This window comes from Streptomyces spororaveus (assembly GCF_016755875.1).
Lineage (GTDB): Bacteria > Actinomycetota > Actinomycetes > Streptomycetales > Streptomycetaceae > Streptomyces > Streptomyces spororaveus.
The window spans coordinates 433,863-451,357 of record NZ_BNED01000005.1 but is presented as its reverse complement, the minus strand read 5'-3'; the positions used below and the strand labels follow the sequence as shown (position 1 = coordinate 451,357).

The 17,495-nt window shown below is 71.6% G+C and carries 17 protein-coding genes; 8 read left to right on the top strand and 9 right to left on the bottom strand.

Translation table 11 applies throughout. The features are described from left to right. Positions 1-16: 16 nt before the first annotated feature. Complete coding sequence (locus Sspor_RS04750) at positions 17-952, bottom strand: aminoglycoside phosphotransferase family protein (protein ID WP_202197905.1); 936 nt, start codon at positions 950-952, stop codon at positions 17-19. 90 nt (positions 953-1,042) lie between these two features. Here Sspor_RS04750 and Sspor_RS04745 point away from each other — a divergent pair, with 90 nt between their 5' ends. The 4 genes from Sspor_RS04745 (at position 1,043) to Sspor_RS04730 (ending at position 6,410) form a co-directional block, all read left to right on the top strand. Next, positions 1,043-2,527 carry a S1 RNA-binding domain-containing protein gene (locus Sspor_RS04745; protein ID WP_202197904.1) on the top strand — a complete coding sequence of 495 codons (1,485 nt, stop codon included), beginning with the start codon at positions 1,043-1,045 and terminating at the stop codon, positions 2,525-2,527. Between the two features lie 223 nt (positions 2,528-2,750). After that, entirely contained in the window at positions 2,751-5,432 is a 2,682-nt protein-coding gene (locus tag Sspor_RS04740; protein WP_202203481.1) for a winged helix-turn-helix domain-containing protein, read from the top strand. A gap of 173 nt (positions 5,433-5,605) precedes the next feature. Continuing rightward, positions 5,606-5,803, top strand: a complete 198-nt coding sequence (locus tag Sspor_RS04735) for a DUF8691 family protein (protein ID WP_030717589.1) — start codon at positions 5,606-5,608, stop codon at positions 5,801-5,803. A 145-nt stretch (positions 5,804-5,948) separates the two neighbouring features. Continuing rightward, a complete protein-coding gene (locus Sspor_RS04730) occupies positions 5,949-6,410 on the top strand; it encodes a DUF7144 family membrane protein (RefSeq protein ID WP_202197903.1) in 462 nt (153 codons plus the stop codon). Between the two features lie 151 nt (positions 6,411-6,561). Here Sspor_RS04730 and Sspor_RS04725 read toward each other — a convergent pair whose 3' ends face one another. From Sspor_RS04725 to Sspor_RS04715, 3 genes are all read right to left on the bottom strand, one after another. Next, on the bottom strand, positions 6,562-7,356 hold the full coding sequence (locus tag Sspor_RS04725) for a class F sortase (RefSeq protein WP_202197902.1): 795 nt from the start codon (positions 7,354-7,356) through the stop codon (positions 6,562-6,564). 20 nt (positions 7,357-7,376) lie between these two features. Further along, positions 7,377-8,201 carry a hypothetical protein gene (locus Sspor_RS04720; protein WP_202197901.1) on the bottom strand — a complete coding sequence of 275 codons (825 nt, stop codon included), beginning with the start codon at positions 8,199-8,201 and terminating at the stop codon, positions 7,377-7,379. 637 nt (positions 8,202-8,838) lie between these two features. Continuing rightward, complete coding sequence (locus Sspor_RS04715; RefSeq protein WP_202197900.1) at positions 8,839-9,435, bottom strand: HD domain-containing protein; 597 nt, start codon at positions 9,433-9,435, stop codon at positions 8,839-8,841. A gap of 224 nt (positions 9,436-9,659) precedes the next feature. Between Sspor_RS04715 and Sspor_RS04710 the strand changes: the two genes are divergently transcribed. Continuing rightward, positions 9,660-9,899, top strand: a complete 240-nt coding sequence (locus Sspor_RS04710; RefSeq protein ID WP_150261185.1) for a chaplin — start codon at positions 9,660-9,662, stop codon at positions 9,897-9,899. Between the two features lie 73 nt (positions 9,900-9,972). Here Sspor_RS04710 and Sspor_RS04705 read toward each other — a convergent pair whose 3' ends face one another. After that, a complete protein-coding gene (locus Sspor_RS04705; protein ID WP_202197899.1) occupies positions 9,973-10,713 on the bottom strand; it encodes a carbonic anhydrase in 741 nt (246 codons plus the stop codon). 271 nt (positions 10,714-10,984) lie between these two features. Between Sspor_RS04705 and Sspor_RS04700 the strand changes: the two genes are divergently transcribed. Next, positions 10,985-11,635: a hypothetical protein gene (locus tag Sspor_RS04700; protein WP_202197898.1), complete on the top strand. Its 651-nt coding sequence runs from the start codon at positions 10,985-10,987 to the stop codon at positions 11,633-11,635. A 124-nt stretch (positions 11,636-11,759) separates the two neighbouring features. Here the strand turns inward: Sspor_RS04700 and Sspor_RS04695 are convergent, their stop codons facing one another. Both Sspor_RS04695 and Sspor_RS04690 read right to left on the bottom strand, forming a co-directional pair. Continuing rightward, positions 11,760-13,250, bottom strand: a complete 1,491-nt coding sequence (locus Sspor_RS04695; RefSeq protein ID WP_202197897.1) for a cellulose binding domain-containing protein — start codon at positions 13,248-13,250, stop codon at positions 11,760-11,762. A gap of 270 nt (positions 13,251-13,520) precedes the next feature. Next, entirely contained in the window at positions 13,521-13,748 is a 228-nt protein-coding gene (locus Sspor_RS04690; RefSeq protein ID WP_202197896.1) for a hypothetical protein, read from the bottom strand. 338 nt (positions 13,749-14,086) lie between these two features. Between Sspor_RS04690 and Sspor_RS04685 the strand changes: the two genes are divergently transcribed. After that, the gene (locus Sspor_RS04685) at positions 14,087-14,494 is read left to right on the top strand and encodes an ATP-binding protein (RefSeq protein ID WP_202197895.1); all 408 of its coding nucleotides are present in this window, start codon (positions 14,087-14,089) and stop codon (positions 14,492-14,494) included. Beyond that, a complete protein-coding gene (locus Sspor_RS04680; protein ID WP_202197894.1) occupies positions 14,495-15,361 on the top strand; it encodes a hypothetical protein in 867 nt (288 codons plus the stop codon). Between the two features lie 350 nt (positions 15,362-15,711). Here the strand turns inward: Sspor_RS04680 and Sspor_RS04675 are convergent, their stop codons facing one another. Together Sspor_RS04675 and Sspor_RS04670 are read right to left on the bottom strand one after the other, a co-directional pair. After that, complete coding sequence (locus Sspor_RS04675; RefSeq protein WP_202197893.1) at positions 15,712-16,995, bottom strand: outer membrane protein assembly factor BamB family protein; 1,284 nt, start codon at positions 16,993-16,995, stop codon at positions 15,712-15,714. Positions 16,996-17,102: 107 nt separating this feature from the next. Continuing rightward, the gene (locus Sspor_RS04670; RefSeq protein ID WP_202197892.1) at positions 17,103-17,483 is read right to left on the bottom strand and encodes a VOC family protein; all 381 of its coding nucleotides are present in this window, start codon (positions 17,481-17,483) and stop codon (positions 17,103-17,105) included. Positions 17,484-17,495 lie beyond the last annotated feature (12 nt).

Sequence of the window (17,495 nt, the reverse complement as noted above, 5' to 3'; positions counted from 1 at the left end):
TTACGAAAGAGACGGCCTAGCGGGCGGGCCGCGTCAGCAACTGCGCCAGGTGGTCGGCGAACTCCGTGATCCAGTCGAGGGCCGGCCCGCTGCGGGCGACCCGGAAGCCGTGCCGGCGGCCCCAGAACGCGGCCTGCACCGCATGGAGTTGGGCCCATCGCCGGACCCGTTCGCGATCGAGCTCCGCGGCCTCCGCGAAGAGGTCCAGGGTGCGGTGGACCGCCCTGCCGAGGTCCTCGGCATCGAGGAGGGACAGCGCGCGCGTCTTGAGCAGAGTGCCACCGTCGTAGGCGGGATCCCCCACGTACCCCTTGGGGTCGACCGCGAGCCACGGCTCGCGGTCCGCGCGCAGGATGTTCCTGGCGTGGAGGTCGCCGTGGATCAGGACGTCCGGCTGGGTGCGCCCCAGCTCGCGGACGGTCGCCACCGCCGCGTCCACCACGTACGGCGGCACCGTGTGCGTCAACTCGCCTTCGTCTCTGCGTAGTTGCTGCTCCCAGGAGTCGGCCTGCCCGCGCAGTCGGGGGAGGTGGGCCGGCGCGGGGACGGCCAGCCGGCGGCTCAGCCGCCCCGCCACCGTCACCACCTCGTCGCCGTCCCGGACCTCCTCCAGCGTCGACGTCCGGACCCGCTCCAGCAGCATCGCGAAGCGCTCGTCATCGCGCTCGTGCAGCAGGACGGCCCCGCGCCCGCCCCACGCCTCGAACGCGTCCGGCTCGTGGACGTTCCCGGGATGCGGGAAGGAGACCTTCAGCACGGCCCGCTCCGCGTCCCGCCGCAGCACCGGGACGATGATCCCGACACCCCCGTGCATGACCTCGCCGTCCGGTACGCACTCCCAGCGCGCCAGCAACTCGTCCACGATTGACGGCAGTTCGGCGAGCCATGCGGCCCCGGCCGCTCCCTCGCGCTCGACGGTGCCGCGCGTGAAGATCTCTGGTGTCCCGACCATCCCGGTACCCTACGCTGAGCCGCATGATCCAACTTCCTGTCCGTCCACGACCGGCCCTCAGGGCGACTCCGAGCCGCCGGGGGCGCTGAGATGCCGCCCTTCACCTACCGGCTCACCCTGGCCGCGGCCGTCCCCTCCTCCCTCCGGGAGCAGGTGGCCGAGGCCTTCGTCGCCGCCGCGCGCCGCTTCGCCCTGGAGGCCGGCATCGACCGGCTGACGATCGACAACCCGATGGCGCGCGGGTTCTTCTCCTTCCGATCCCATCCCGCCCCGCGCGCCCCGGAGCTGGCGGGGCTGTTCCCCACCGACCGGCCGGGCCCGTCCGGCCCCCTCCCGCCGTCCGGTTACCACGACGGCGCGCGCGTACCGCTCGACACCGGCCTGGAACTGCTGCGGGCCGTGCTGTCGCGCGAGGGCCCCTGGTGCCGACTGCACGCCGAGGGAGGGTTCTTCCTCCACGTCGGGGAACGGCACGACCTCTACACCGGCGGCGCGACGCCGTACGCGGACGCCGCGGCGCACGCCCGCCGAGCGGGGCTGACCGTCGAAGCGGTCGAACGCTCCCCGTACGATCCCGCCCTCGACGAGAGCGACCCCCTGCCGCCCGCGGACGCGGCCTTCTGGACGGCGGTCCACCGCCTGGTCGCCGAGCACGGCGGGGTACTGGTCGAGGAGCGGTACGTCGGCGGCGACCACCGGTGGCACCGGCCGGCCACGGCCGCCGAGATCACCCGGGTACGGGCGCTGCTGACCCCGCGGGCCCGGCTGGCGGTGTGGCCGGACCTGACCGACGACACCGAGGCGGTCCGCGCCGCCGTCCTCCGCTCGGAACGCCTCGAACTCCTGGTCCAGCAGGATTGCGACGGGATCCCCCGGGCACGCCTCGCCGAGTCCTGGATGGGCCGCACCGACATGGCCTTCCCGATGATCGGGAGTGGCCCGGGGCGCCGGGCCGGCCTGGTCCCGCTCGCACCGGCCGATCGCCGCCCGCTGCTCGCCGGAGTACTGCCCGACGCCGACGGCGTCGTACGGGCACGCTGGCGCACCAACCGTACGCCGGCCGACGAGCGGCGGACCCTGCTCGGTTCGCTGCGGACCGGGGACGTGGTGACCGGCACCGTCGCGAGCGGCCTGGACGACGTCGGCGTACACGTGCACCTGGACGTGGAGCACGAGCGGGGCCGGCCCCTGGGCTTCCTGCGCGTCCCCGAAATGTCCTGGGAGTACTTCGAGGACGTGGACGAGGTGGCCCCGATCGGACGGCGGATCCGCGCCGAGGTCCTCCACGTCGACCTGGAGCGGGAGCGCGTGGCCCTGTCCGTCAAAGCACTGAGTCCGGACCCCTGGCGCCCCCTCGCCGAAGCCCTCCGGCCCGGCGACACCTTCCCCGGCACCGTCACCAAGACCATCCCGTTCGGCGCGTTCGTGCGCATCGCACCGGGTGTCGAGGGCCTGGTCCACGAGAGCGAGTTCGCCGGCAGGACCTTCGAGGCAGGGGACGCCGTACGCGTCACCCTGCTCGCCGTGGACCTGGAGCGGCGCCGGATCAGCCTTTCCCCGGCCCCCGAGGCCTGAGCGGGCGGCCACCGGCGGCCGCGAAGCCGAGCACGGTCGACAGACCCGCGAGCCCGCCGCCCGGCTCGAAGGCCTCGGTACCGGCGCCCACGCTTCGGGCCGCCAGCGCCCCCCGCATCCCCCGGACCAGGTGACACGACTGGTGATCACCACCGATCACCGGTTCAGTGGTGAACGTGGGCCGATCACAGTCCGTACCCCCGCGGGAACCCCGGTGACCTCCATGGACCACCGGGCCCCGACCGGCGACCCCATGCTCACGGCCAGGTTCTCGCCTCCGGCCGTGCCGAAACTGCTGGTCCACCGGCCCGAGCTGCTCGGTCGGCTGACGGCCGGGGCGCAGGGCCCGCTCACCCTCATCAACGGTCCGGCCGGCTCGGGCAAGACCGTGCTCACCGCCCACTGGGCGGCCGGCGGGCGCGCGACGCGTCCCCCCATGTGGCTCACCGTCGAACCCGACGACGCCCCCGGCGCCTTCTGGGCGTACGTCCTGGAGGCCCTCCAGCGGGGCGGGGCGGCACTGCCGGACGCGGTGGGGCGGCCGACCCGTGCCGAAGGGGTGACCCGGTCGTTCCTGGTACGCCTGGCGGACGGACTGGCCGCGTCGCCCCGGCCCGCCGTCCTCGTCCTCGACCAGTTCGACACCGCCCAGCCGCCCGCGACGACCGAGGGACTGGACTTCGTACTCCGGCACGCGGCGGGCGGCCTGCGCATCGTGCTCACCAGCCGTTCCGACACCCTGCTGCCCCTGCACCGCTACCGGGCGGCCGGCGAGATCACGGAGATCCGGGACACCGACCTCCGCTTCACCGACGAGGACGCCGGGGCGCTGCTCCGCGAACACGGGCTGGACATCTCACCGGCCGGAATCCGGCTGCTGGGGGAACGGACCGAGGGATGGGCGGCCGGAGTACGCCTGTGCGCCCTGGCGATGCAGCGCAGCGCCGACCCGGAGGCGTTCCTGCGGCAGTTCGCGGCCGACCGCACCACGATCGCCGACTACCTCCTCACCGAGGTGCTCGACGCACAGCCGCCGCCCACCCAGGACCTGCTCCTGCGCGTCTGCGTCACCGACCGCGTGCATCCCGATCTCGCGGACGCGCTGACCGGCCGCGACGACGGCGCACGCACCCTGGCCGGGCTGGCCCGCGACAACGCGTTCCTGGAGCAGATCGACGCCTCGGCCTGGTATCGCCTGCACCCGCTGTTCGCCGAGGTCCTGCGCGCACACCTGCGGCAACGCTGCCCCGGGCTCGAACCCCGGCTGCACGCGCGGGCGGCGCGCTGGCTCGCCCGGACCGGGCGGCTCACGGAGGCGGTGCTGCAGGGCGCCGCCGCCGGGGACTGGCAGTTCGCGGCGGCGCAGCTGGTCGACAACCTGGCGATGGGCCGCCTCCTCACGGGGCTGGAGGCCGACCAGCTGGGCCGGGCCTTCGCCGGGATGCCGCCCGGGACGGCCGGGGTGGCGCCCGCACTGGTCGACGCGGCCTGCCGGCTGGCGGAACAGGACCTGTCCGGCTGCGAGGCCGGACTGCGGCGGGTGGACGCGGCCCTCGCGGACGCGTCCCCCACGGACGCCTCCCGTGCGGAAACCCACGGTCCGGCGGCGCGGTTCGGCCGCGCCTTCCTCGGCGTACTCGCCGCGCGGCCGGCCGATGACGTGACGGCCACCGAACGGGCGGTCGCCGACGCCGACCGGCTGCTGCGGGAGCTGCCGCCGCCCCTGCTGGCCGAGCGCCCCGAGCTCCGCCCCCTTCTGCTGGCACAGCTCGGCGCCGTGGAGCTGGGCGCCGGACGGCTGGACCGGGCCGAATCCGCCCTCACGGCCGCCGTCGCCGCATGCGGGCAGCCGGGAACGGAGCTCCCGCTCTGCGGCGCGCTCGGCTCACTGGCCCTGACGGAACTCCTGCGCGGCCGGTTGCGGCAGGCGGCCGAGCACGCCCGCGCCTCGCTCGCCGTAGCCGAGCGGTCCGCGCTCCCGCCCGAGCACCGGGCCGGGACCGACCACCTCGTCCTGGCGGGCGTGGCCGTCGAGCAGGACGACCTGCGGACCGCCCGCCACCACCTCGACCTGGCCACCGCCGCGCGGGGGCCGCGCCCGGATCCCGCGATCGCGACCCGGGCCGCCGTCATCGGAGCCCGGATCACGGCGGCCGAGGGCGACCCGGACGCCGCGCTCGCCGCCCTGCGCGCGGTGGACCGGGAGGGACTGCCCGCCTGGGCGGCGGACGAGCTGGCCGTGGCCGAGTCGGCCGTACACCTGGCACGCGGCGAAGCCGCCGCGGCCCTGGGGGTCCTGGACGCGGTGGAGGCCCCCGACGGCGACCGGCCGGAGCACGCGCTGGCCCGGGCCCGGGCCCTGCTGGCCGCCGGCCGCGACGTGTGCGCGGCGCGGGCGCTGGCGGGCGTACCGGGCGACGAAGGCGCCACCACCCCGGTACGGGCCCACGCCCGCCTGCTCCGCGCGCAGATCGCCGAGGCGCAGGGCGACTCCCGGGCGGCGCACCGGCACCTCGGTGAGGCACTGGCCCTCGCCCGCCCCGAGGAACTGCGCCGGATGTTCGCCGAGAGCGGCTCCTGGGTGCGCCGGGCCCTGCGCCAGGACCCGCGGTCGGCGCGGTCGCACGGCTGGCTGACGCACCGCGCCCCGGCCCGTACGGCGCGCGCGGCGCAGGCCGGCGGCCCGCACGCCGACGGGCGGGCGCCGGTGGTGGAGCCGCTGAGCGCGCGGGAGGCCGAGGTGCTGCGCAAGGCCGCGGAACTGCTGTCCACCGAGGAGATCGCGGCCGAGCTGTACGTGTCGGCCAACACAGTCAAGACCCATCTGAAGAGCATCTACCGCAAGCTCTGCGTCACCCGGCGCAGCGAGGCCGTCCACAGGGCACAGGACCTCGGGATGCTCTGAGCCGGACCCGGGTCCCCTGTGGTGTCCGGGGCCGGGACCGCGGTTCTCGCCCGCCCCGGGCGATGCCGGGCGGCGGGCGGGGGCCGACGATGGCGGGGGAGGGCCGTGAGCGGCCCGGGCCCTCGCACCGGCCCGGGCTCCGAAGCCCTCGTTCCGAGAGGAGTGAGTGCCTCATGCGCTACGAATTCCGCATCTCGGGGGTCGTACCGGACACGCTCGCCGCGAGCTTTCCCGAGCTCGCCCGGATTCCCGTACCGGAGCAGACGCTCCTGTTCGGCAGCGTGGCGGACGAGGCCCACCTGTACGGGCTCCTCACCCGCTTCCAGTCCCTGGGCCTGCGGGTGCTCGAAATGCGCCGGCTGCCCGCCTGAGCGGGGACCGGGTGAAGACCACCCGCTTCGGGTGATCACAGGAACCGGACTGCCGGACGACACTGCGATGTGGCACCGAAGCCGGTGACCGACGAGCTAGAGCAGGACGGTCCTGCGCTGCACTGCCAACTGTGAGGTGAATTCCATGGGCCAGCCGACACCGACCGGGGGAAACTGGAACACCGGCCCTGCGCCGGGCAACACCCCGTCGTACCCAGGCGGCGACAGCCACGGCGCGGGGAACGTGGGCACGATGTTCGCGGCGGTCCTCCTCCTGGTGACCGGCTGCCTCGCGGTCTTCCAGGGCATCGCGGCCATCGCCAACGACGACGTCTACGCGCGCATCGGGAGTTACGTCTTCGAGTTCGACCTCACGGCGTGGGGGTGGATCCACCTGATCGTCGGGATCATCGTCGTCCTCACCGGGGTGGGCCTGTTCGCCGGGTCGAACCTGGCGAGGGGCGCCGGTATCGCACTCGCCGGCATCAGCGTGATCCTCAACTTCATGTGGCTGCCGTACCAGCCCTGGTGGTCGATCATCATCATCGCCATCGACGTGTTCATCATCTGGGCCCTGTGCACGAGTTGGACGCAGGCCACCGACTGACACGAGGCGCGCACGGCGGCACCCGATCCGGCGACGGGTCGGGTGCCGCCGTGCGCGCGGGCGGCCCGTCCGTCCGGAAAACGGCGGGGCCCGTCAGCCGCGGTGGGGGGTCCTGCGGCTGACGGGCGTGTTCCCGGCTCCGTCGTCCTGGCTACGCGGCGCCCGTCATACGGGCGAACACGACCACGTTGCTGTCGTAGTAGTGCTTCTGCGGGTCGAAGCTGCCGCCGCAGGTGACCAGGCGAAGCCCCGCGTGGTCGATGTTCTTGTAGACCTCCAGGGTCGGGAACTCGGCCTTCGGGTACTCGGCGACCCGGTCCACCGTGAACGTGACCGTCTTGCCGTCCTGCCGGGTCACCTTGATGGTGTCGCCGCCCTTCATCGTCTTCAGCTTCTCGAACACGGCGGATGCCCCGTTCCACGTGACGTGCCCGGCGATCACGGCCGGTCCCTGGGAGCCGGGCGTCGGCCCCGGCTCGTACCAGCCCGCGAGCGCGGGGTCCTTCGGGGTCTGCATGGTGCCGTCCGGGTTCTGCCGCAGCGTCTCCAGGGAGCTGGACAGGTTGAGGGAGGGGATCGAGATCTTCTGCGGCTCCGACCTGGCCAGCGCCTGCTCGGCCTTGCCCGCACCACCACCCGTGCCCGCACCCGCACCGCCCTGCGCTGCGCCCGCGGACGGCTTCGCCGCGGGAGCGGCGCCGTCGGCGGCGGCCGGTGCCCCGCCCTGGACTTCCTGCCCCGCCGGGGCGGGGGGCTTCGCCGCGTTCTGCCCGCCGCCGCACCCCGCGAGGAGGAGCCCGGCGAGGGCGGCGGCGGCCACGGGGCCCGCGATCCGGCGACGGCGGGTCCGCCCGGCGGCCGAGGCGATGGGGGTGGCCACGGCGGTCACGGGGGCCTTGGGGGTGGCCTTGAGGGTCACGGGGGCCTTGGGGGTCACGGAGGTCATGGGGGTCATGGGGTCCGGCTTCACGCGCCGCCCCCGGTGGTCTCCCTGCGGACGGGCCCGATTCCGGCCCGCTTCCGCCCGATGATCACCGCGCCCGCCACCACCGCGAGTACGGTGATGGCCACACCGTCGCGCACCGTCACCGGCGTCGACGCGTGCGCCTCCGTACCGCCGCCGGTCTCGATGCCGCCGACGGGGATGGACCCCACGGCCGCGCCCTTGACCTCTCCGCAGTTGGTCGGAGCCGTGGCCTCCTGGGGCAGCTTCGGGTCGAGTTCGCTCTTGCCGGCCCCCTCGAAGTCGTACTTCTTGTTCTTGTTGCGGTCGATGCCGTGCTGCACCACGTGCAGGTCCTTGAGGTGGTCGACCACGTCCTGGCCGACCGGGATCGTGCGCTTGTAGGAGAGCTTGCCCAGCTTGTCGGCGACGGGCATGCGGTCCACGGCGAGCCCACTGGTCGCCTTGGTGTCGCCGACCGTGGTGAGCGAGATGTTGATGTCGCCGTAGTCGTGCGTGGCTTCGGTGTTGCTGAGGACGCCGTCGCCGTCGGTGTCGTCGGTCGCGTCCGGGCAGTGGAAGTCGTGCCCCTTCGTCGAGCCGTGCAGATGCTGGGCCGACGGCTGTCCGGGAACCATGCCCGTGGACTCGATCTGTACGGTGAGCTGGTTGCCCTTGAGGCTGAGCATGACCGTACCGCTGGAGCCCGATGCGTTCAGCTGCGCGAGGTCGATCTGGTACGCCTTTCCGCCCTGCGCGAGAGCTGGTCCGGAAAGGCCGAGGGTCAGGGCCACGGCTGCGGGTATGGCGGCGAGAACCACGTGGCGACCGGCGCGCTTGACTATCACATTCGCTCCTGTTCCGTGGATCCCCAGGATCGGGAATCGCAGATCGTACGGGATTACACGAGGCCCTGAAGAGGCTCTCGCTCCTCCTTCGGAGCCCCAACGCCTGCGGATGGGTGCCCATATGAAAAATTTCTGATGACTTCGTTCGACTGCTGCGACCTCGTGACATCACGTCGGTCGGGGGCGGAAGACGGCGGCCCCGCAGAGTCTTTGCGAAAACGGCGCAATTTCGGGGTGCGGTCGTGGGGGAGGACCCCGAACACCGCAGGTAGGCGGCCTACATCAGGCCGTGGCGGCGTCTTTGCCGAGCGGTGGGTGAACTCAATGAAGGAAAAGCACAGCCCTGCGCGCAGGGAGGAGGCCGGGGAATCCCACCTCCCTGCGCACGGGCCGGGTCAGGTGAGGGAGTCGGAACTCGGTCTTTCCGGTAGTAATCTGACCGCTATCAATTGGATCCTGCCGCATCTACGCACGCGTATCCACCGCCTTAGGCATCATTCCGGTCGCCGACGGGGGCATCATCCCCGTCGGCGGGGCCGGTCCGGTCCCGACCTTTGTAGTCGTCGTGGCGGCGGCCGGACGAATAGTTGACCTCTGATGCTAAGAAATACCGTCAGCGGTGCGGCGGCCGTCCCGGCTATGTGTGCACCGGGAAGGACGCCTGGAAGGCGAGCCGGCCGTCGGCCCCGTCGCCGATGCGGGTGAGCAGATCGTCGAGCGCGAGGTACTCCTCCCAGTGCTGTCCGCCCGTCGCTCCCGCCAGGCGCGAGATCACGAGGTCTTCGAGCTCCGGGAGGCGCTTGTTCTTCCAGACCTTGTCGGCCGTGCTCACCAGCAGGTCTTCGAGGGTCGTACCGGGAGCCGTCCATGAGGCGTGGGTCCCGGCGAACCGGGCCAGCTCCGGGCCGAACCCGTGTGCCAACAACAGTTCACGGCCCGCCTCTTCGTGCGCCGAGCCGGGCTCGGACAGTTCGGCCGTGTGCACGGTCTTGCCTATGTCGTGGGTCGCCGCTCCGAAGAGAACGGCCGCGCGGTCGACGGCGATCCGCGGATGGCGATGCTCCAGCCATTCGACGAGTTGGACCGCCACGTCATGAACGGCCCGCAGATGGGCGGCCAGCCGCGGCGGCGCATCGAGGGACCGGAGCAGGCCCGCCACCGGAGGCGGCAGAGACCGCAGCGGGGGGTCGGCAGGGGCGTGCAGGGCCTGGGACAGCGCGTCTGGAAGGGGCATCGGTTCAGGCTAGCGAGGAGGGCCGGTGTTCCGACACGTGTACGGGACCAGCGGCGCCCGGCGGCGCTCCGTACCTCCGAACGGAGGCCCGGGTCCACCTATTCGAGGGAACCGGGGGGCCGGAACCAGGCCGGGAGGCCTTCGGCTGCCGAAGGAAAGGGCGACGGCCCCGCTCGGGGCCGTGCGGTGCTCCGGCACCGCTGTGCGGTTACAAGGAGATTCACGTGTCGCGTGTTCTGAAGAGTGCGGGTCTGGCCCTGGTGCTGGGCCTGGCGGTCATCGGCGGTGCCTCCTCGGCGTCGGCGGACTCCACCGCGAACGGCGCCGCGATCGGTTCGCCCGGTGTGCTTTCGGGCAACGTGATCCAGGTCCCGATCCACATTCCGATCAACCTGTGCGGCAACAGCATCAACGTGATCGGCGCGCTCAACCCGGCCGCCGGCAACGTCTGCGTCAACGCCTGAGGCTCGTGAACCGCGGCTCATCCCGGTCGGAGGGTCGACCGGGATGAGCCGCCCGCACGCGGCGCCGCCGGGGTCAGGCCAGGGTGCGTACGTGCTGGTCGCTCAGCTCGTAGCGGGCGGCGAGTACCGCCAGTTCGCCCGTCGCCACCCGCCCGGCCAGGTCGGGTTCGGCCGCGAGCCGCCTACGGACGTTGCGCACGTGCGCGTTGATCGTCGCGTCGACGCGGGCCTCACCGTGCCGGCTGTGGTCGATGGAAGGCCGTATCTGATCGGCCAGGTACTGGACATGAGCCGGGAGCGGCCCGCCCGACTCGTCGGCGTGGACCGCCGCGGCGACCGCCCCGCACGACTGATGGGCCAGGACGAGCACGAGCGGTACACCCAGCTCGAGAACCCCGTACGCGATGCTGCCCAGCACCGCCTCGTCCAGCACCTCGCCCGCCGACCGCACGGTCAGCAGGTCACCCAGCCCCTGGTCGAAGACCAGCTCGGGCGGAACGCGTGAATCGACACAGCCGAGCACGATCGCGAAGGGCCGCTGGCCCTGGACGAGCCGGCGGCGCAGGGCCGCGGACTCGTGCGGGTGCTCCTGGTCCCGGGCCCGCCACCGCTGGTTGCCGGCCGCCAGCCTGCGCAGGGCCTGCGCGGGGGTGGCCACGGGCTCGTCGCTCTCCGGATCCCACGAGGTGGCGAACGCGGGAAAGGCCGCGCCGAGGGTCAGCCCCGCTCCGGCCGCCGCTGTGCCCGCGACGGCGGTGCGCAGCAGGGCGCGACGGCTGTGCGGGGCATGGGTGGTTCGTATGTGCGAAGGCATGGCCGGACCGTAACCCGCTGTTCCGGCAGGCACGTCGGCCCGGCCACCACAATGGCGCGATCCGCTCGGGGGCAGGCTTGATGGGGCCTGGATCTTCTCAGAATGCGGGCGTACACCCTGCGGGGAGCCGTCCGGTGGCGAGCCGACGGGTGGCGAGCCGACGGGTGGCGATCCACGCGCCCGAAGCCATCCGCCGCGCCCCCAGGGCCACCTCGCCACCGATCCCGGCCCGTGTGCGAGGCTTGCCCGGCACCCGGGAGGAGACCACACGATGCACACGCCGAGCCGGCCCGAAGACCTCGAACACCCCGAACTGCTCTGGGCCAGGGCGGTGACCATGGCCGTCGTCGACACCGCGCACTCGGCCGGCACCGAGTTCGCCCTCGACGACGACGGCCTGTGGTGCCACTCCACCGGCGGGTGCGGCTGGTGGCGCCTGACCGTGCTGGACGAGGGGCACGCGGTGTTCTGCGGCCAGGACCCCGACGGCAGTCACACCCATGTCGGCGAGGAGCAGATCGACTTCCTGGCCGGCGGCCCCGACTGGCTGCCCTGGGACCTCTTGCGCGACGACGCCGCCGGGAATCTCTTCGGGTTCGTCTACTGGTGGGAGAACGGCGCCTGGCACCGGATCGCCTACCCGGACGAGGTGCGCGAGGACGGGCTGGACGGAGCCGCCGCCTGGGTCGGCGCGGACGAGGGGGAGTACCTCGGACTCGCCGTGTCCTCGTTCGACGCCCCGGGCGCGCTGGAGCGGAGCCTGACCGAGGCCGTCGCCCGGTTCGCGGCGCTGGCACGCGAACGCAAGGCCGACCCGGCCGCCGTGGCGGCCCTGCTCGCCGCGGGCCAGGTCGAGGGCCGGCCCGCTCCACGCCTCGACGCGGCACTCGACCTCGCCACGCGCGCCGGAATCCTCACCTAGGCCGACTCTTCCGGGTCCCGCCGGGCCGGGCCCGCCGGAGACGACCTCGGACCGGCCGTCAGGACGCAGGGGCTCGCCCGGACGTGTCGTGCGGGCGAGCCCGTGGTTTCCTCGCGCCAGGCCGCTACTTGAGCGCGGAGAAGGCCTTGGTGAAGGCCAGCGGCTGCTGCAGGATCGAACTGCACGTCGCGTCGGCGTAGCCGACCGCGCCCGCCGCGCACTGCTTGTCCCGGGTGGACGACCACATCGCCAGCCGGCCGATCCCCTTCGAGGAGGCGAAGTTCACGAGCTGGGTGGCGTCCTCCACCGTGAACACCTCGCTCGCGACGTCGTTGACGCCGATCATCGGCGTGACGGCGACGGCCTTCCACGCCGCCGCGTCGGACAGCCCGAGCACGCCCTTGATCTGCGCCTGCGTGGCCGTCGCGGCCTGGATCGCGTACTGCCCCATGTCCCCGCTGTACGCGGGCCCGTAGTCCATCGCCATGATGTTGACGGCGTCGACGCGCACACCGTTCTTCTTGGCGTCGGCCAGCAGCGCCACACCCGGCTGGGTCAGGCCCTCGGGCATCACGGGCAGGGTGAAGGCGACGTCCAGACCCGGGTGGGACTTCTGCAGCCGGGCGATGGCCTGCGCACGGCGCGCGTTGGCGGCGGTGTCCGGCAGGGCCGCGCCCTCGATGTCGAAGTCGACCTTGGTGAGCCGGTACTGGTCGACGACCTTTCCGTACGCCGCGGCCAGCTCGTCCACGGTGGCGCAGTTCAGCGCCAGTTCGTGACCGGCGGCCCCGCCGAACGACACCCGTACGTCGCCGCCCTTGGCGCGCAGCGCACCGATCTGCGCGGCGACCTTGTCGTTCGCGAGATCCGTGACACCGCCCCACAGCGGTGCGCAGCCACCGCCGGAGGTGATGAAGGCGAGGTGGAACTCCTTCACGCCCGTGTTCGTCGCGGTGTCGAGCAGGTCGTAGGCGGGGTACAGGGAGGTGTCCACGTACGGGGCGAAGCGCGCGCCGCCGCCCCCGGGCGCCGGGGTGGGGGAGGGTGCGGTCGCCGTGGGGGAGGGCGCCTTGGTCCCGGTGGGGGCGGCGGACGTGGCGGGCGAGGTCGGGGCCGGGCTCGCCGTGACGGTGGGCCGGGCGGTGGGGCGCCCGCTGGGCTGGGCCGTGGCGCCCTGGTCCACCGAGCACTTCACCCCGTTGATCAGGCACCCGGTGGGGTTGCCGAGGGTGCCGGTACCGCTCGCGACGAAACCGACGGTGACGGAGGCACCCGCCGCCAGCTGCCCGTTCCAGCTCGCCGGCTTCACGGTGACGCGGCGACCGGAGACCGTGTGGGTGCCGTTCCAGAGCGAATCGATCTTCGTGCCCTCCGGCAGGTCGAACTGGAGGGTCCAGTCCGACTGCGCCGTGCCGGTGCTGTTGGTGATGACGTACTGGCCGGTGTAACCGCCGCTCCAGGAGCTGGACTTCGTGTACACGGCTCCGACGGAGGTCGCCTGCGCGGTCCCGGTGAAAGCGAAGGCCGCCCCACCGATCAGCGCCGCCGTCACGATCGCGCCCGTGACCTTCGCCGTACGACTCGTGCTGCGCCGGTGCCCGACTGTGCTGCCCATCGCGTGCCTGCCTCTGTGTTACTGGGGAGTTGGGGAATCCGGCAGCACGCTAGCCGCACCGAAACGGACATTCGTTCGTTTCGGCACGGCTCTGATGAGTCTTAGGTTCCGCTTAAGGCAGGGACAAGCGGGGGATCAGGAAGCGGCGTTGTGGAGCCCATCCACCCCAAGGGTTCCGGCTCCCCACTGTCCACGGCAGTCCAGGCCGATCCGGCCTGTGCTGCCGCGGGCGGCTCCCCGATTGGCTCCCCGAGGACGGGCCGCTCACCCTCAGGCGTCGGGGCGCTTCCATACGTCGGGGCCGCCGCCCTCCCAGGTGATCGGCCCGTCCTCGCTCAGGTCCACGTCCTCCAGGCCGGCGCGACGCAGGAACTCGGCAACGTCCCTCGGCGTCTGAGCACGCCCGAGGTCCGCGTCCACTCCGAGCGCATGAACGGTGACCTTCCGGCCGCCCTTCGGGGATACCGGATGCACGATGATTTCCGTCTGGTCCGACACGCCCCCAGCCTGCCGTGCCGGCGCCAGTCCAGCACGCCGAGCGCGTAGGCCGTACCCGGCGCGCCATCCAGGCGCTGCCGCTCTGAGTCAGCCGCCGGCGGGGGAAGGAGTACGCCAGTGCGACCAGCACCAGGAGCCCCACCGCATCGGAACGCCGGTCTTGGCTGCGGCCGTCGACGCGTGGCGATCCCCACCCCCGTGGTCGCGATGGTTCCTTCCGTCCAGAGTGGGGCTGACGGTGATGCCGACTGGAACGCTTTCTCGGCACGGCTGACAATGAGAAGAGCCAGTCCAGGGGCAGTCATTGACGCCTTCAACAGCTGACAGGTTGTTGCACCATGGAAATTTGGACGGATCTGGGCTTTACGCAGAGTCCCTACAATACCGATTCTCTCCCGCCGACGGCGATAGGGGAGAGGCTGCTTGTGGGGCGAGAGAGCCATATTCGCCGCCTGATCAATCGACTGTCTTCCTCATCGAGCCATGTGACTATCGAAGGCGAGGCCGGGGTGGGGAAGACTAGCCTGATGACCGTGGCGAGCTATCGCATGAAGAGGAATAGCGACAAGTCTCGCCTTCCCATCATGCTTCCAGTCGATGAGAAATTTCAGATCGCCAACAAGGGGGGCACGAGCCTCCTTGAGGCAAAGGTTTACCGGGCGATCGCGGCGGCATTTATTCAGTATCACGATGACTTGAAATCCTGGGGATATCGCACTCCGAAGGTGAAGGAGATCGATAAATAGATGAATTCACCTCTCATGGTGTCGATCTCTGGAGGCGTCAACTTCGCCGGTTTGGGGCTCTCCGGGGGCAGGGGTGAATCCTCGAACTCTGCATTTGCGGAGTCCGGCCTGGCCAACACGGTCCGCGCTTGGGTGAAAGAGTGCTTCGACCCGCCAGGATGCGGGTACTTCGTTTGCGTCCTGGATAATCTGGAGCTTCTCGTCAGCTCGGATTCGGCGCGACAGGTGCTTGAGGAAATTCGCGATACGATTCTCGCCGAGCCGGGCCTGAGGTGGATAGTCTGCGGGGCTCGGGGTGTAGTGCGTACGGCAGTGGCATCGCCGCGACTGCAAGGTCGCCTGTGTCAGCCCATAAAGGTTGAACCTCTATCCAAGGATGATGCGATAAGAGCCCTTGAGGCCAGGATTGAGGAGTTTTCGTTGGGTGGATCGCCGCCGGTCGGCCCGGTCGGCTTTCAGTATCTCTATGAGGTGCTGAGATGTAACCTCAGAGACACTCTTCAGGCCTGCGAGGATTTCAGCTTCTGGCTGCATGACGAAGGAATAATCGGCGTGGGGGAGAGGGAGCATCTGGAGCTCTTGCAGTCCTGGTTGGCGCAGGTGTCGGACGAGTACAGTGCAAGCGAGGGTGTTTCTGCGGCGAGTTGGAGGCTGTTGGACGACATGGCCGACAATGGTGGCGCTTGCCGGTTCGAAGATTTCGATCTATTCGGATTCGGAGACCGTGTTGAGATGAGGCGATGTGCGAAAGAACTTGAGGAAAACAACCTGACGCTGATTTCGTCGGATGACGCAGGGGCTTTTATGGTCTCCTCTGGATGGCTTGCCCGGTTCTCCAGGGCCGGGTACGGGGTCCTTCATAATTGAACAAGCAATGATCCCGGGGTACCGGGATCCAGTCGGCCACCGCCACAGCGTGCCTCGCTGGCATCCCTTCGGCCGTCGACCCACACGTATATGGAGCCCTTGGCCATAGAGGCGCGCGGCCGACACCGTGTGCAGTCCCTGCTGCCGCGCTGTCGGTCCCAAGGCCTCGGGCAGGCCTACGCGAGCCGGAGCCACCGACGCCGAGCAGCAGCAGGCGGCGTTCGGGGGTTCCGGCCGGTCGTTGCTCCCGGAGGACCTTGTCTTTCCGCACCCCAGCGGGAAGCTTCGTACAGCGCAGGATGTCCGACGGAACTTCCGCGGACTCCGGCCCCGGTGTGGAGTTCGTGGGGTCAGCGGACGGCGCGGTAGTAGGCCGGGTGGTCCAGGGAGTGCGTCAGGCCGCCGTACTGGTCGACCTCGATCGGGGCCGCGCCGGGTGCGGTGTCCCGGTCCTGCCCCGTCCCGCCGTCCAGGACCACGGACTTCTCGCCCTCCGTCTCCGCGTACACGGCGCCGTGCCAGAACGCCTTGACCTTCGGCACGACCCGGCCCGAGGCGTCGGGCAGGGCCCACCGCTTCTGCACCGAGGTGGCGTCGAAGACCACGATGGCGCCCTTCGACGCGGAACCGTACGTGGAACACAGGAGCAGCGACCGCGCGTCGTGGCGGCATCCCCAGCTCCCGGTGTCGAGGACCGCTCGCTCCGAGCCGGTGGCGGCGTCGAGCACGCGCGTCCTGTTCTCCCGGTCGGCGGTCACCAGTCTCGGCCCGGCGGCGGCCGGCCGCGTCGCATCGCGGACCGTCCAGCGGGCCTCGCCCGTGGCGAGGGCCACCCCGACGAGCCGGCGGTCCCCGTATCCGGCCCGCTCGCCCCCGGCCACCACCCCGTCGGCCAGTACGAGGGCACGGAAGTCCGGCTTCTGCCAATGCACCGTGCCACCGGCCGAGTCGACGGCGTAGGTGGTGTCGTCCGCGGTGACCACCACCACACCCGCCTCGACCCCGATGACCTGCGGAGCGAGGACCTCATCCGCACCGATGGCGCCCGAGGACCAGCCGTCGCCCCGCGGGCCGGCCGGGAACTCCCCCGACCACACCGTCCGGCCGTCGGCCGTGTCGACCGCGAGGACCTCGATCACCTTCCGGGACGGGGCGGTCCCCTCGCCCGGCACGGTCCTGTTCCAGGCGGCGTACACCGTCTTCTTCCCGCCCGACTCGAACACCCGCGGCGCGCCGCGGTTGCTGCCGAAACCGCCCTTCTCCGCCGCGTTCTTCGTCCCCACCGTCCAACGGGGCTTGCCCGTCTGCGTGTCGGTGGCCTCAAGGCCGGATTCGGCGGTGACGTAGGCGACCCCGTCGACGAGGGTGACCGCGGCCCGCGTGGCCCCTCCGCTCGCCGTACTCGGCTGGCTCGCACCCGGTAGCTCGAATCCGCCCGCTTCGAACCCGACCGGCGGGTCGAACGCCTGCCGCGCGGACTTCCCGCCATCCGTCTGCGACGGCTTCGCCGGATCCCCGGACGGCTTCCCCTCCGACGCGCCGCCGCCTTCCCCGCAGGCCGCCAGTCCGGCGGTCGCCAGTAACACCCCCACCACGCCCATCGCACGGCGCGGCACCCTGTTCTCCGAAAGCATCACAACTCCCCGTTGACGTATCACTACTGCTGATCACGACCATATGTCCGACCGTCGTCCCGCACGCCCTGGTTTCGGCAGCACGGACGAGCGACCGCGCCCCGGCCTCAGGTCGCCTGGCCGTGCGTGGCGTCGATGACGCAGAAGCGGTTGCCCTCGGGATCGGCCAGCACCACGAAATCCGGATCCTCCGGGTACGCGTCCCAGTCGACGTGCCGGGCACCCAGAGAGACCAGCCGTGCCACCTCCGCCTCCTGCTCGGCCGCGTCCGCCGCGTACAGGTCGAGGTGGACGCGCGGCCGTTCCTGTACGGGTGTCACGCTGCGGCCGAGTGCCAGCCCCGGCCCGCCGCCGTCGGCCGGGACCAGGACGGTCCAGCCGTCGTCCACCTGGCCGTCGCGGGGTACGTACCCCAGCGCCCGGCTCCAGAATTCCGCGGCCCGCCGTACGTCAGCGGCTCCCATGACGATCGTTCCGAGGGTCAGCATGATCCGATTCTG

What these genes read in the sequence shown, in the direction of transcription:
- Sspor_RS04745 (WP_202197904.1), top strand. Translation starts at nt 1,043, where the DNA reads ATGCCGCCCTTCACCTACCGGCTCACCCTGGCCGCGGCCGTCCCCTCC.
- Sspor_RS04725 (WP_202197902.1), bottom strand. Translation starts at nt 7,356, where the DNA reads ATGACCTCCGTGACCCCCAAGGCCCCCGTGACCCTCAAGGCCACCCCC.
- Sspor_RS04715 (WP_202197900.1), bottom strand. Translation starts at nt 9,435, where the DNA reads ATGCCCCTTCCAGACGCGCTGTCCCAGGCCCTGCACGCCCCTGCCGAC.
- Sspor_RS04735 (WP_030717589.1), top strand. Translation starts at nt 5,606, where the DNA reads ATGCGCTACGAATTCCGCATCTCGGGGGTCGTACCGGACACGCTCGCC.
- Sspor_RS04730 (WP_202197903.1), top strand. Translation starts at nt 5,949, where the DNA reads ATGGGCCAGCCGACACCGACCGGGGGAAACTGGAACACCGGCCCTGCG.
- Sspor_RS04740 (WP_202203481.1), top strand. Translation starts at nt 2,751, where the DNA reads ATGGACCACCGGGCCCCGACCGGCGACCCCATGCTCACGGCCAGGTTC.
- Sspor_RS04685 (WP_202197895.1), top strand. Translation starts at nt 14,087, where the DNA reads ATGGAAATTTGGACGGATCTGGGCTTTACGCAGAGTCCCTACAATACC.
- Sspor_RS04680 (WP_202197894.1), top strand. Translation starts at nt 14,495, where the DNA reads ATGAATTCACCTCTCATGGTGTCGATCTCTGGAGGCGTCAACTTCGCC.
- Sspor_RS04700 (WP_202197898.1), top strand. Translation starts at nt 10,985, where the DNA reads ATGCACACGCCGAGCCGGCCCGAAGACCTCGAACACCCCGAACTGCTC.
- Sspor_RS04670 (WP_202197892.1), bottom strand. Translation starts at nt 17,483, where the DNA reads ATGCTGACCCTCGGAACGATCGTCATGGGAGCCGCTGACGTACGGCGG.
- Sspor_RS04675 (WP_202197893.1), bottom strand. Translation starts at nt 16,995, where the DNA reads ATGCTTTCGGAGAACAGGGTGCCGCGCCGTGCGATGGGCGTGGTGGGG.
- Sspor_RS04705 (WP_202197899.1), bottom strand. Translation starts at nt 10,713, where the DNA reads ATGCCTTCGCACATACGAACCACCCATGCCCCGCACAGCCGTCGCGCC.
- Sspor_RS04695 (WP_202197897.1), bottom strand. Translation starts at nt 13,250, where the DNA reads ATGGGCAGCACAGTCGGGCACCGGCGCAGCACGAGTCGTACGGCGAAG.
- Sspor_RS04750 (WP_202197905.1), bottom strand. Translation starts at nt 952, where the DNA reads ATGGTCGGGACACCAGAGATCTTCACGCGCGGCACCGTCGAGCGCGAG.